This window comes from Bacteroides gallinarum DSM 18171 = JCM 13658, assembly GCF_000374365.1.
GTDB lineage: Bacteria > Bacteroidota > Bacteroidia > Bacteroidales > Bacteroidaceae > Bacteroides > Bacteroides gallinarum.
In genome coordinates this window covers 1-13,750 of the sequence record NZ_KB894144.1, presented here as the reverse complement: position 1 = coordinate 13,750, position 13,750 = coordinate 1, and the positions used below count along the sequence as shown (strand labels likewise).

Annotated in this window: 13 protein-coding genes; 9 read left to right on the top strand and 4 right to left on the bottom strand. The window is 47.7% G+C overall.

Going from position 1 to position 13,750, the window contains the following annotated elements:
* Nucleotides 1–273 precede the first annotated feature (273 nt).
* From C233_RS0115225 to C233_RS0115215, 3 genes are read right to left on the bottom strand one after another with little or no spacing between them, the layout of a single operon-like run.
* A complete protein-coding gene (locus C233_RS0115225) occupies nucleotides 274–855 on the bottom strand; it encodes a helix-turn-helix domain-containing protein (RefSeq protein WP_018668424.1) in 582 nt (193 codons plus the stop codon).
* Nucleotides 856–886: 31 nt separating this feature from the next.
* A complete protein-coding gene (locus tag C233_RS0115220) occupies nucleotides 887–1,702 on the bottom strand; it encodes a hypothetical protein (RefSeq protein WP_018668423.1) in 816 nt (271 codons plus the stop codon).
* Between the two features lie 53 nt (nucleotides 1,703–1,755).
* Nucleotides 1,756–2,550 (bottom strand): hypothetical protein, encoded by a 795-nt coding sequence (locus C233_RS0115215; RefSeq protein ID WP_018668422.1) that lies wholly within the window; start codon nucleotides 2,548–2,550, stop codon nucleotides 1,756–1,758.
* A 214-nt stretch (nucleotides 2,551–2,764) separates the two neighbouring features.
* Here C233_RS0115215 and C233_RS24565 point away from each other — a divergent pair, with 214 nt between their 5' ends.
* From C233_RS24565 to C233_RS0115175, 8 genes are all read left to right on the top strand, one after another.
* On the top strand, nucleotides 2,765–2,908 hold the full coding sequence (locus C233_RS24565; RefSeq protein ID WP_167321140.1) for a hypothetical protein: 144 nt from the start codon (nucleotides 2,765–2,767) through the stop codon (nucleotides 2,906–2,908).
* A 480-nt stretch (nucleotides 2,909–3,388) separates the two neighbouring features.
* A complete protein-coding gene (locus tag C233_RS24560; RefSeq protein WP_018668420.1) occupies nucleotides 3,389–4,135 on the top strand; it encodes a glycosyltransferase family 2 protein in 747 nt (248 codons plus the stop codon).
* A 9-nt stretch (nucleotides 4,136–4,144) separates the two neighbouring features.
* Nucleotides 4,145–4,702: a hypothetical protein gene (locus tag C233_RS24555; RefSeq protein ID WP_167321139.1), complete on the top strand. Its 558-nt coding sequence runs from the start codon at nucleotides 4,145–4,147 to the stop codon at nucleotides 4,700–4,702.
* Between the two features lie 6 nt (nucleotides 4,703–4,708).
* Complete coding sequence (locus tag C233_RS0115195; RefSeq protein WP_018668418.1) at nucleotides 4,709–6,094, top strand: glycosyltransferase family 39 protein; 1,386 nt, start codon at nucleotides 4,709–4,711, stop codon at nucleotides 6,092–6,094.
* A 73-nt stretch (nucleotides 6,095–6,167) separates the two neighbouring features.
* On the top strand, nucleotides 6,168–6,779 hold the full coding sequence (locus C233_RS0115190) for a TetR/AcrR family transcriptional regulator (protein ID WP_018668417.1): 612 nt from the start codon (nucleotides 6,168–6,170) through the stop codon (nucleotides 6,777–6,779).
* Nucleotides 6,780–6,856: 77 nt separating this feature from the next.
* On the top strand, nucleotides 6,857–7,678 hold the full coding sequence (locus C233_RS0115185) for a class I SAM-dependent methyltransferase (protein ID WP_018668416.1): 822 nt from the start codon (nucleotides 6,857–6,859) through the stop codon (nucleotides 7,676–7,678).
* A gap of 5 nt (nucleotides 7,679–7,683) precedes the next feature.
* The gene (locus tag C233_RS0115180; protein ID WP_018668415.1) at nucleotides 7,684–9,456 is read left to right on the top strand and encodes an ABC transporter ATP-binding protein; all 1,773 of its coding nucleotides are present in this window, start codon (nucleotides 7,684–7,686) and stop codon (nucleotides 9,454–9,456) included.
* Nucleotides 9,449–11,179, top strand: a complete 1,731-nt coding sequence (locus tag C233_RS0115175; protein WP_018668414.1) for an ABC transporter ATP-binding protein — start codon at nucleotides 9,449–9,451, stop codon at nucleotides 11,177–11,179. Before C233_RS0115180 ends, C233_RS0115175 begins: the two co-directional genes overlap by 8 nt.
* A 10-nt stretch (nucleotides 11,180–11,189) precedes the next feature.
* On the opposite strand, the gene C233_RS0115170 is transcribed toward C233_RS0115175, so the two are convergent.
* The gene (locus tag C233_RS0115170) at nucleotides 11,190–12,506 is read right to left on the bottom strand and encodes an MATE family efflux transporter (RefSeq protein WP_018668413.1); all 1,317 of its coding nucleotides are present in this window, start codon (nucleotides 12,504–12,506) and stop codon (nucleotides 11,190–11,192) included.
* Nucleotides 12,507–12,677: 171 nt separating this feature from the next.
* Between C233_RS0115170 and C233_RS0115165 the strand changes: the two genes are divergently transcribed.
* A complete protein-coding gene (locus tag C233_RS0115165) occupies nucleotides 12,678–13,361 on the top strand; it encodes a tetratricopeptide repeat protein (RefSeq protein WP_025069101.1) in 684 nt (227 codons plus the stop codon).
* Nucleotides 13,362–13,750 lie beyond the last annotated feature (389 nt).

The window sequence follows — 13,750 nt, the reverse complement described above, 5'->3', positions numbered from 1 at the left end:
TTCCACCGCGCGAAACACTTTGTTCCAACGGTTGGTACAGTCTGTTCCAACGGAGAGAAAACACTTTGTTCCATGTGGCGGATGCCGGGGGCACACGAAGCTCTGCGGCTATCCCCGTCGGGCTGCTATTTGCCGCCTACCGGTGCGGCAGGCGGCAAAGTGCGATAGCGCGGCGGAGGTTGCCCGTTGCCGGGCTTTTTGTGTGGAACAAAGATACGGCAAGTAAGTTTAAGGGGAGTTGTAGAATTAGGGATTCTATTTATAAGATTTCGCTTAAATCTCGTCGAGGGGTTTGCGCTTGTTCTCTTTTATCTTTCTGAAGTAGCTGGGTGTCAGTCCGGTTACGCTCTTGAACTGGGAACTGAGGTAGGCGGTGCTCGAGTAGTTCAGCTTGTCGGCTATCTCGTTCAGCGACAGCTCTCCGTATACCAGCAGCTCTTTGGCGCGCTCTATCTTCTGTGCAATGAGGTATTTTTCGACGGTGGTATTGGTAACTTCCGAGAATAGTTTGCTCAACGCGCTGTAATCCCGGTTCAGCTTGGACGACAGGTAATCGGAAAGGTTTACCTTCAGGCCGTTGTCGTTGTAGTGCACCAGTTCGATGATAGCGTCTTTTATCTGCTCTATGGTCTGGGACTTCTTGTCGTCGATTAGCTCGAAGCCGAAAGGCTCGAGTGCCGCTTTGACCTTTCGGTACACTTCATCGGTGATTTCGCCGGGCAGGGTGGCGATGCCCAGTTCTACCGAGAGGGGATGCAGCCCCAGTTGTTCGAGCTGGCTTTTCACCACCATGATGCAGCGGTTGCATACCATGTTCTTTATATGCAGGGTGTTTTCGGGTTCGGTGTGGGGCATCTTTTTCTTTTGAAATTACAAAGAGACTATATTATTTTGAACTGAAAAAAGTTTCATCAGATTGTTGTAAAGACTTCCAAATGTAATCTAATTTCTTTATGTATTCTTTCGTCTCTATTTTAAACGCTTCTAATAACTTATTCATATTTTGATTAATACCCTCCATGCAATTTTGAATTTTATCTATTATTTGTATCAAAACATATAGATTGATTATGCTTTGCGTCCATTTACATCTTTTATATGCATCAATCTGCTTCATAAATGAATTGGACTTATGGGCATCAATGCTATTACGAATGTACTGAGCTTCTTTCTTTTCTGAAATATCCTTTAGGCCTATTTTTACATTTTCCCACAGTTCATTTAACTTGTCACTTGTTATCAATTCTTCTGGATATTTCCGCATATCACAAGATACTCTTTTAAACAAATTATATTCTAAAGCTTCATACAGAATGGTATAAGCATGTTTACAAAGCATGATTCTTTCCGTGTCTGTTTTCGCATCAAGCAAGCTAATGCATGTGGTCATTGCGTCCATTTGAAGTAGTGTTAGATAACCAACCATGTCATAGATGCTTCTGTGTACATCAATGATAGATAACCATTTTCCCGTAACATAATCAGCGCGGCTTTCTTGAGTTAAATTAGTGATTTCTTCCCCAAAATGGTTTGTTATGTAGCCATAAATGTCACATTTCTTAGCTGAAATCTCAAGATTACTCCGCAAATATCTCAATTGTTCATGGATCAACTCTTCTGATAAATTGTTAAATGCATACTTGTCTGATTCTTTAAGTTCAAATATATCTTTTATAGTTGAGATAAACTCCTTTATATGCATATTCCAATTTTATAATTTTATTAAAGTTCATAATAAAAGTATGAGTGAATATATTAAAAAGGCAAATCATCTGAATTTGACACTATTGTCGGGACTTCGTCTTTTTTTACAGGTTGTTGTAAATCAAATAAATGGGTATTTTTGAGGATAAAGCTTACACCATCATCCGACAAAGCACAAACAGGATATTCATATCCGTTATAATCACTATTTATTTTTGTTGTAATAAATCCTTTCGCTTTTAATAGACGCATTCCAATGCTAAAAGCTGTATCATTAAATCCTGCTTTAGTCATCCTATTTCGAAGTTCATAAACATTTGCTACTTCTTCGTCTGTATATTGTTCCCCAATAATAAAAGCCAATAAAGATAATTCATATGGCTGAAAACCTTCGGTTTCCCTAATTGGATTTTTAAGTATTTTTTCTGTTGTTTTTTGAGAATGAATATATGCTTTTATTTTCTCTATAATTCGCTCTTTAAGTTCGTTAAAATCACTGGGGGATTCTGTTTTGTACCTAATAATATTTTTATGTCTAACATCAAAAGGGAAATTTTTTCTGCTCTCGTCACACACCATGACAACATCTTTTTCTAAAGCAAAAGCATATCCTAACTCATACCAAACATTAGGATTATCAACAGAAATATCAGCAAAGCATATTATTGAGTCTTTAATGTTCGATTCAATATCTTCAATGGGAATTTTAACCGCAGGATCTAAATCAACTCGATATGCAGAAAGACCAACAGTTTCTATTGCGGGCTTATATATATCATCATATCTTTTCGTGAATTTTTCATCACTAATTGGCTGTATAACGAAACATTCCTTACTCTTACTCATGCTCTAAAAATGACAAATTTACAATTATTAATAAAGGCTACTTTTTTGCAAAGGTAATACATTTCGCTGTACTATTAAAAAGTCAACTAATTGAATTTTAACTTTTTTTACTCGTACACAAGTTACTGTTTTTAATCATTCATTTTTAGGATTATAAAAATAGGTACTTCGGAGGTAGTACTCAAGCCAGCACACTTTCACTTCGGAAATTTGTTTGTTGAACGGAACTCCTATCGAGACAATCAGCAGAATGCTCGGCCATATGGATGTGAAGGTGACACAGATTTACGCAAAGATAAGTGACGTGGTTATTCGCCGTGATATGGCAAGGTTATCCGAACTATTGGAAGAAAACTAATCGCGAATAAAAGCAGAGGTTGAAAGGTATTTCCTAGCCCCCGTTTATAATTTCTGAATGTTTTGGTCATTAGCAAAATGCCTACTATATTTGCATTGAGTTGTTTGGACGTATGCAAAGCACTGCAACACACTGAAGTTGATTTGTCGCCAAATCGTTACCAACAATTTATTACTTCTCAATTACACTCTATCATTTAGATAGATATAGAAAAGTTTCTTATCCGAGGCAAAGATAATGCAAACCGGGAGCAGGATAAAATGAACTCGTTCCTTTTTTATGCCGGGGTACAGCTTATCTTCGCTTTTGTTGCAAAGATAATACGAACGGTTTGTTTTAGTATTCATTTGCCTGCGAATAAATATTAATAGGTTTATCGTGGCTTTCCGCTTAAATTTTCATTACTTTGCAAGCGGTTGCTTCGTGCGGCTTGCAGCGCTTTATTCGCGGATGCGGCATAAGGGGACGCCTTTTAAAGTTATGAAGATGAATACACCTGTAAGGAAACTGTCCGTAATCGTACCTGCTTATAATGAGGCGGGAACGATATTCCGGGTTTTGGAGAAGGTAGCGGAGGCGGAGCTTCCTGCCGCCGTAGGGAAAGAGGTGTGGGTAATAGACGATTGTTCCGCCGACGGCACGGGAGCGGAGGTGGAGAGGGCGAGGACGCTGCATCCGGATGCTTGCATCCGGTATCTCAGGCTGCCGGAAAACCGGGGGAAAGGGTATGCGGTGCGCCAGGGGATAGCACGTGCCACAGGTGATGTCATCGTTATCCAGGATGCCGACTTGGAGTACGACCCGGACGATTACCGGAACCTGCTCCGGCCTATCCTTGCGGGAGAGTGCAAGGTGGTGTACGGCTCCAGGTTGCTGGACGGCGGCAATAAGTCGTTGTATCCTGCCTTTTATTGGGGCGGGCGGCTGGTGTCTCTTGTTACCAGCCTGCTTTTTTTCCGGAAGATTACGGACGAGCCTACTTGCTACAAGATGTTCGATGCTGCCTTGCTGAAATCCATACCTCTTGTTTGCGACCGGTTCGGTTTCTGCCCCGAAGTAACGGCGAAGGTGCTCGGCAGAGGATACAAGATAAAGGAAGTACCGATACGTTATTATCCCCGTTCCAGGAAGGAGGGGAAAAAGATAAAATGGCAGGACGGCGTGGAAGCTATCGGTATCCTGCTGAAGTATAGGTTTAGTAAGAAGTATAGGTTTGATAAAAAGTGAATGCCGGCGATGCAGTTTAAGAAAAGAAACAGAGACAAGGAACGGGAGCCTCGGAAAAGCTCCTTTGCCGTGTATGCCGTGTGGCTTGCAAGGAATGTGTTGTTCATGGGTCTTGCTTTGCTCCTCGTGAAGTATGTGCTGACGGAACAGCCTGCTTACCGCTGGGTGTACAGGGAACTGCTGAAAAAGAATATGGAGGCGATAAAGAAGTATCCCGACCTTACTTTCGAGCAGAAAATGCAGATGAAGCTGGGTGTCGATTATGAATACCTTCTTTTCATCAGGCAGGCTACGCCGGAGAATGCCGTTATTCTTTATCCCTCTGCAGAGGCTTTCCGGAAGAAGGGGAGCCCGTTCAAACAGGAAATCTATAATAAGTTGTATGCCACCCGTTTCCTGTATCCCCGCCGGCTGGTGTCGGAGGACGAATTGCAGGACGGCGTGTATGCCGGCAAGATAACCCATGTAGCGATTGTCAACGGCGAGGGTGCGGACAAGCTCCCTTATCCTGTAGACCCGGATATCCGGCATGGTGTATTGCCGGTGCTCCAACGGAAAAAACAGTGACTTATCATGCTCGTAACAGGAATAATTCTCGTTGTCTTAATAGGCTTTCTTGCTGTAAACTGCATCTCGGTAAGGTTTACATGGAGCGAAAAGGTGGGGCTTGCCTTTCCGGTGGGAATCGGCTTGCAAACGGTTATGATGCTCGTCGTCAACCTGCTTAAGATAAAGCTGGTGGTTGCCAGCGTTATGCTCGGGGGTGTGTTGCTGCTCTTCTTACTGCTGCTGTTGCTGTACAGGCGCAGGGACGAGGTGGTTAGGTATTATAGGAAGGCTTTCCGCTTCGATACCTCGAATTATAACCTTGTCTGGTTCTTCTTCATCGTGCTGATTGCTTATTTCGAGTATATGAACTTTGCCAAGTGCATGTATTTCCCTACTTTCGACCGGGACAGCCTGGCGGGGTTCGATACTATCGGTTATGTCATGGCAAAGGAGCATACGTTCAGGAACCTGAGCATATTCCAGCAGAGCTACATGCCTCATATCCACGATGCGGGCAGTTACATAACGTATGCCCCTATGGTGCAGTTGAGCTATGCTTTTGTCTATCTGCTGGGAGCGGAAACATCCAAAATCATTCCGGCGCTGATGTTCCTGTCCCTGCTGGTGGCTTTTTATGGTAGCATGCAGCGTGCGGTGGGGTCTACGGGGGCGGCCGTCGCTACTTTCTTCGTGCTGGTTACTCCGGAGATGATTGCTTTTTCCTCGCTGTCGGCAACCAATGTCATCCATGCGGCCACTGCTTCGCTGGGTGTTATTTATATTTCTTTGTGGTTGAGGCATAGGGAGCGGAAAGATTTGTACCTCGGTTCGTTGCTGCTCGGGATAAATGTGTGGACTCGTTCGGAAGGGGTGGTGTTTATCGTGGCGGCGTTATCGGTGGTTTTGGCGGATGTGCTCAGGAGCAGGAGTTGGAAAGATTTGCTGCCTGTTGCCGCTGCGCTGCTGCCTGCCCTTTTGTGGGCGTTCTTTTCGTGGGTAAGCGGTTTCTATGCCGATAGCATCGTAATAACCCGCCCTTTCTGGGATGCGGAGAAGGCGGGTATCATCTGGGCGTATATGAAGGCGTATTATAAGGATACGCAGTTTTTCGGCTGGACTTTTGCGGTGGCGGGCATTTCGTTGGCGGTGAATGCCTGGTATCTGGTAAGGAGGAGGGACAATCTCGCTTTGCTGGCAATGATTGCGGTGTCGTCGGTGTTGTATATGTTTGTCCTTTATCAAATCGATTATAAGTGGGACTCTATTCAGAATGTGCTGGCGTATTCTGCCAAGCGTTTCTTTTTCTGCTTCATCCCCATGCTGTGGTTTTATTCGTTGTCCAACCATTGGGCGAAGGCGGCTTTCGGCAGGCTGGACTGCTTCCTGCTTCTGGACGAAAAATCGCAATAAGTGGGTATTGCCCTTGTAAGGAAAGCTTTTTTACTTTGCATGGTAAAAAGAGAACAATGTTCGCACCGTTGCTATGCAGAGACTTAAAGACGACATCCGTACCGAGATATTGCAGGCTGCAAAGACGATTTTCCAGGAGAAAGGTTTCCTGAAAACGTCTATGCGCGATATTGCGGAGGCTTCCCATGTCGGATTGAGTAATATTTATAATTACTTCGGGAGCAAGGACGAGCTTTTCTGCCGGGTGGTGCAGCCCGTGACCCGGGCTTTCGAGAATATGCTGCACGAGCATCACGGCAGGCAGGGAGCGGATATCCTGGAGATGCAGTCCGAGTCTTATTTCCGCCATGTGGTAGGGGAGTACATCGATTTGATTCATAAACACCGTTCTTTGCTGGGGCTTTTGTTTTTCCGTTCGCAGGGTTCGTCGCTGGAGAAGTTCAAGGAGAATTTTACCGATAATTCCACTTTGCTGGTAAAGAAGTATTTCCGGGATATGAAGCGGAAACACCCCGGTCTGGATATCGGCATATCCGATTTCTTCATCCACCTGCATACGGTATGGATGTTTACGATGTTCGAGGAGCTGATTATGCACAAGGTCAGGACGGAAGAAATAGAGAAGATAGTTACGGAGTACATCACTTTCGAGATTACGGGTTGGAGAGAGCTTATGAAAATATAAGCTCTCTCTTTTTTTTGAATGATTCGGAACTTTGTTCGTTTTTGAGGATGATTATTCATATTAAATAAAGAACGACTATGAAGCAGAAACATGAGTTTAAGAGTATCGTTGCAGAGACATTGCTGATTCCGCTCTATATGCGTGCCAAGGAGAGCCGCAGGGGGAAGGATGCTATTCTCCGCGACGAGCTGGCGGAAAGCCTGGTGGAGAGTATTGATTACGATTATGCCAAATTCGACGGTGCGAAGTTGAGTGAGGTGGGGTGCGTGGTGCGCGGCTGGTATTTCGATAATGCTGTCCGCCGTTTTATCGGGACGCACCGGCATCCGGTGGTGGTGAATGTGGGGTGCGGGCTGGACACGCGTTACCAGCGTATCGGCGACGACGGCAAAACGGTGTTCTATGAGCTCGATTTGCCCGAGGTGATAGCGCTGCGCCGGGAGCTGATTCCCGAGCCTGCCAATGACCGTTATATCGCCGCCTCCCTGCTGGATACCGGCTGGATGGACGAGCTTCTGGGAAAGCATCCCGACGGGGAGTTCATATTCGTGATAGAGGGGGTGGTGATGTATTTCTATGAGAAGCAGGTAAAGGCGGTGGTGCGGAACATTGCCGGACGTTTCGGCGGCGGCGAGCTGTGGTTCGATGTTTGCGGCACGATGATGACCAGGCATGGCGTTAAGCCCGACTCGCTGAAAAATGAGGAGGTGCAGATACGCTCGGGCATTACCGACGGGCATGAGGTGGAGCGCTGGGATGCCCGCCTGGTTCTGATAGAACAGGCCAATTATATGAAGTTCTTCCGTCCGCGCTGGGGATTTCTGTTCGGGCAGGTACTGGGGCGGATGACGGGGTTGTGTTATAAGTTCAGTTCGATGTTAGGTTATAAAATTCAATAAAGCGTATGGATACATTAAGGAAGCTGCGGCTGTATATGGGAAACAGGAAGTATCTGTTGCCTGTGTCTATGTGCCTGTCGGCACTGAGTGCGCTGGCAGGATTGTTGCCGTTTATTTTTATCTGGCTTATCGTGAGGGAGTTGCTTGCTGCGAAGGGGGCGTCCGTCTCCGATGATGTCGTCGTTTATGCCTGGTGGGCGGCGGGGCTGGCCGTGGCAAGTGTAGTTCTTTATTTTACCGCATTAATGGCGTCGCACCTGGCTGCTTTCCGGGTGGAGTCTAACTTGCGCCGGGAGGCGATGCGCCGGATTGTGGCGATGCCCCTGGGATTTTTCGACTGCAATACGAGCGGACGCATCCGCAAGATTATCGACGACAATGCAAGCATTACCCATAGTTTCCTTGCACACCAGTTGCCGGATTTGGCAGGGGCGGTGCTGGTTCCTTTGGTGGCGGCGGCGCTTATCTTCTGGTTCGACTGGAAGCTGGGGCTGGTCTGCATCATTCCCGTGGTGGCGGCCATGCTGACTATGGGTTTTATGATGGGAACGAAGGGCAGGCAGTTCATGCAGTCCTATATGACATCGCTCGAGGAGATGAATACGGAGGCTGTGGAGTATGTGCGGGGCATTCCGGTGGTGAAGGTTTTCCAGCAGACGATTTATTCTTTCAAGAATTTCTACCGGAGTATCCGGAATTACAATAAAATGGTGTTCGGCTATACCATGATGTGGGAGAAGCCGATGTCGTTTTATACGGTTGTCATCAACAGTTTCGTTTTCTTCCTGGCTCCCGTTGCCATACTGATGACGGACAGCTCGGGGAATTATGCGGAGGTGCTCCTGAACTTCTTCTTGTTCGTGTTGGTTACTCCCGTCTTTTCCCAGAATATCATGAAGAACATGTACCTTAACCAGGCATTGGGGCAGGCGGGCGAGGCTATTGGCAGGCTCGAGAATTTGTTGTCTTATGAGGGGTTGTCCGTATCTTCTTCTCCGAAACCGGTGAAAGGTTTCGATGTGGCATTCAAGAATGTTTCGTTCGCTTATCCCGGTACGGAGCAGAAAGCGGTGGATAACGTCAGCTTTACCATTCCCCAGGGGAAAACGGTGGCTTTGGTCGGTGCATCGGGCAGTGGAAAGACTACGATAGCCCGCCTTGTTCCCCGTTTCTGGGAAGCGGATGAGGGCGAAGTGATGATTGGCGGGGTGAATGTAAGGGATATCGAACCGAAGGAGTTGATGCGGCACGTATCGTTCGTGTTCCAGAATACCAGGCTTTTCAAGACTACTCTGCTGGAAAATATCAGGTATGGCAATCCGGATGCTTCGCTGGACGAGGTGCAGCGTGCCGTGGATATGGCGCAATGCCGCGAGATTATCGACAAGCAGCCCCTCGGTCTGGAAACGCGTATCGGCGTGGAGGGTACTTATCTTTCCGGCGGCGAGCAGCAGCGGCTCGTGCTGGCACGCGCCATTCTGAAGAATGCGCCGGTCGTGGTACTGGACGAGGCGACCGCTTTTGCAGACCCGGAGAACGAGTACCTGATACAGCAGGCTTTGAAGGAGCTTACCCGCGGGAAGACGGTGCTGATGATTGCTCATCGCTTGTCCAGCGTGACCGATGCCGATGAGATTCTTGTCATCGACAAGGGAAGGATTGCCGAGCGGGGAACGCATGCCGGATTACTGGAAAAAGGGGGAATTTATAACCGTATGTGGAATGAGTACCGGCAGTCTGTCTGCTGGACTATCGGAAAGGAGGCCATTCATGCTTAATACAATTCAAAAACGTTTCGCCCTCTCCCGTAAAGGGGCTGAGGATTTCTGTAAAGGTACGTTATTCACCGCTCTGCTGGATATCGCCCTGATGTTGCCTGCCGTGTTCGTATTCTTTTTCCTGGAGGATTATTTGCGTCCGGTGTTGAATGCCGGGGATTCCGTGCTTCACGGGGTGTTTTATTATATTTTGCTGGGTGTTGCTTTCATGGTATTGATGTATGTCTTTGCCGTATGGCAGTACCGCAGCACTTATACTACGGTGTATGAGGAGAGTGCCAATCGCCGTATCTCTCTTGCCGAGAAGTTGCGCAAGCTGCCGCTTGCCTTTTTCGGTGAGAAGAATTTGTCCGACCTTACCGCTACCATAATGGACGACTGTACGGATTTGGAACATACGTTTTCGCATGCTGTTCCGCAACTGTTCGCCTCTATCATCAGCATTGTGCTGATTACTATAGGAATGGCGTTTTATAACTGGCAGCTTACTTTGGCATTGTTCTGGGTAGTGCCTGTTGCCCTGGCGGTTATTCTCCTGGTAAAGCGGAGCATGCTCAAAAGCAATGAGAGCAATTATCTGAACAAACGTGCGGTGAGCGAGCAGATACAGGAAGGGTTGGATACGGTTCAGGAAATCAAGTCGTATAATCAGGAGGAAGATTACCTGGGGAAACTGGATGAGCGGATTGATACGTACGAAAAAGTGCTTACCCGTAACGAGCTGATGCTCGGTATCCTGGTAAATGGTTCGCAGAGCATACTGAAGCTGGGATTGGCAAGTGTCATCATCGTGGGGGCGGGCTTGCTGGCGACAGGTAGGGTGGACTTTTTCACTTACCTGATATTTATGGTTATAGGTTCGCGCATTTATGCTCCTATCAATGAGGTGATGAATAACCTGGCTGCTTTGTTTTACCTGGATGTCCGCATCGGTCGTATGAATGAAATGGAGGCATTGCCCGTGCAGCAGGGAACGGCGGACTTTTGTCCCGAAGGGTATGATATCGAGTTCAGGCATGTAGGTTTTTCTTATGAAGAGGGAAAGCGGGTGTTGCAGGATGTTTCCTTTACGGCGCGGCAGGGAGAAATCACGGCTCTGGTGGGACCCTCGGGCAGCGGAAAGAGTACGGCGGCTAAGTTGGCTGCCCGTTTCTGGGACATACAGTCGGGAGTGATAACGCTGGGCGGGCAGGATATCAGCCTGGTGGAACCGGAAACGTTGTTGAAGAACTTCTCTATCGTTTTTCAGGATGTGGTGTTGTTCAATGCTTCTATTATGGATAATATCCGAATCGGACGGCGGGATGCGACGGATGAGGAGGTGATGCGTGTTGCCCGCCTTGCCCGGTGCGATGAGTTCGTTGCCAAGATGCCACAGGGGTATCGGACGGTTATCGGTGAGAACGGCGAAACGCTTTCGGGCGGCGAACGTCAGCGTATCTCCATAGCCCGGGCATTGCTGAAGGATGCGCCGATTGTATTGCTGGATGAGGCTACCGCTTCGCTGGATGTGGAGAATGAAACGCGTATCCAGGCGGGTATATCCGAATTGGTGCGCAACAAGACCGTGCTTATCATTGCTCACCGGATGCGTACCATTGCCAATGCGGATAAAATCGTTGTGCTCGAGAATGGAAGCGTAACCGAAACCGGGACGCCCCGTGAGTTGCAGGAGCGGAACGGATTGTTCGCCCGGATGATGAAGCGGCAGAGCATGGAGTAGGCAGGCCGTTTCAATTTGTGCCGCCGAATGCCTTTCGGATAACTCCGCGGCTGAGGCCTGTCTGTACGATGCCTCTCATGGAGAGATAGATGAGGAAAGCGAGCCATAGTGCATGGTTGCCCAAGACAGGTCGCAGCCCGTAATAGGTCGTGAAGAAGCTGATAGCTGCCACCGCCATGGATACGAGCATTCCGCGTGTTGCCGTAGCGCCGATAAAGACGCCGTCCCAGATGAAGGCGGCAATTCCGGCAACGGGTATGGCGAGTGCCCAGTAGAAGTAAGTGCCGGCGGCGGTTATCACTTCTTTGTCGTCGGTCAGCAATCCGAGAAAGGCATTGCCGCCCAGTGCATAGACCGATGTGAATAATACGGCCATACAGCCGCCCCACATGAACAGATGCCGGGTGGTATTCGTAAAGGCTGTCCGGTTGCGGGCGCCTATGTAACGTCCGCTCAGGGCTTCTCCCGCATAGGCAAAACCGTCCATGACATACGAGAAGAGGGTGAAGAGTTGCATGAGCAATGTATTTACCGCCAGGATAATTTCGCCTTGCGAAGCGCCTGCCGAGGTAAAGAACAGGGTGACGGCCACAAGGCATAAGGTTCGCAGGAAGATGTCGCGGTTTACCTGAAAAAAGCGTATCATCGCCTCTTTTTGCAGTACGCCCCGCCAGGCGATGTATTTCTTGAGTTTGCCGTAGCGGTTCGTCCACAGTACGATTCCCATAAGGAAACCGGCATATTGGGCTATCAGTGTTCCCAGGGCTACGCCTTCTACCTTCATATTGCAGAAGTAAACGAGGCTGAGGCTGGCTATGATGTTTACGATGTTCTGCGTAATGGCTATGTACATGGGAATGCGCGAGTTTTGCATGCCGATATACCACCCGGAGAGTCCGTATAGTCCCAGCATGGCAGGGGCTCCCCAGATACAGATGTGGAAATAGAGCGTCGCCATTTCCCTGACTTCTTCCGTGGGATGAATAAGGAGGAATGCTGCTTGCCTGATAGGGACTTGCAGCAGGATGAGGCAGAGTGCCACGGCCAGCCCTATACCTACGGCACGTATCAGTAGCCGGGTGATTTCCGGTAAATCCCGTTTCCCGTAGGCTTGCGATGTCATACCGCTGGTTCCCATACGCAGAAAGCCGAATATCCAGTAGATGATATTGAACAGCATTCCGCCTACTGCAATGGCGCCGATATAGGCAGGAGCACCCAGGTGTCCCACGATAGCCACATCGACCAGCCCGAGCAGAGGCACGGTTATGTTCGATACAATGGAGGGCAGGGCTATCTGCAATATCTGTCTGTCTATGGGCTTCATCTGTAGTCTTTGGCTTAATGGAGAACAAAGGTACGCAGAAAAAGAAAAAATAGTGGGAAAGATTAACTATATTTCTACTTTCGCCTATTGATGATTGATGCGGAATTTCGTAGATTTGTAGGTGACTTCTATGGGGTGATTACGGTCTGTTTAACTATATACGTTTTGAAAATGAAAACCTTAACTCTACTATTCTTCGGGTTCTTGTTGTGCCCGGCGTCTTTGTCGGCACAATCGGCGGATGTCTTGTTACAGAAAGTGTCCGAGGCTTTGTCTGCCGGTAAGGATGATTATGCAGTCAGCTTGTTCCGCCAGGCGGCAGGTGCGGGAGTGGAGCAGGCGGAGATGTTTTATTGGACGAGTATTGGGAAAGGCAGTGTGGCGGCTCCCCGCCTTGTACGGGAGTTGGCTGTGTATTACAAGGATAGACGGAACTACGATAAGGCATACCTCTTTTATAAGGAGTGGCTGCAATATTATCCGGAGGATGTGTCCGGTCTCGTGTCTTGTGCGGAGATGCAGATGATGCGCGGGGAAGCGAGAGATGCGCTGGAGCTTTATGAAAAGGTGTTGACGCTGGATGCGGATAATCTTCAGGCGAATATATTCTTGGGTAACTATTATTATTTGCAGGCCGAGTTGGAGAAGAAGATATTGGAGGATAATTATAAGAAGATTGCCTCTCCCACACGGATGCAGTATGCCCGTTATCGTAACGGGCTGTCGGATGTGTTTTCCAACGGATACGGCAAGGCTAAGGGGTATCTGCAAAAAGTTCTTCAACTGTTTCCTTCCACCGAAGCGGGAAAGATATTGGAACGGATAAAGAGATTGGAGAAAGAGATGAACGATTAATCGTTCATCTCTTTCTGTTTTTATGTATGATTGCTTATTGGGTGATACGGACAGGCAGTTTCGATATTCCTTTAAAGCTGTACGGGTGGTTGTCCTTTTCTCTGTTTTGGGATATTCAGTAAATGTCCCTAAAAATCAAGATGGCATATGAAGATGATAGAGCATACTCACTTCATATGCCATTTTTATAGTCCTATTCCTGTAATTTCTCACACAATCTTACCCTACAAGACATGACGCTCGGGAAGAAGTCTGAAGACATCTTCTGCCTCTGCCTGTAAAATCATATCATGCCGCTTTCACCGTCCTGTTCCTGATCTTGTCTATCATCAGTACGGCATTTGCCGTATGTATTCCAAAGAAAATCCACAGGATTTCCGTCTTCCTGT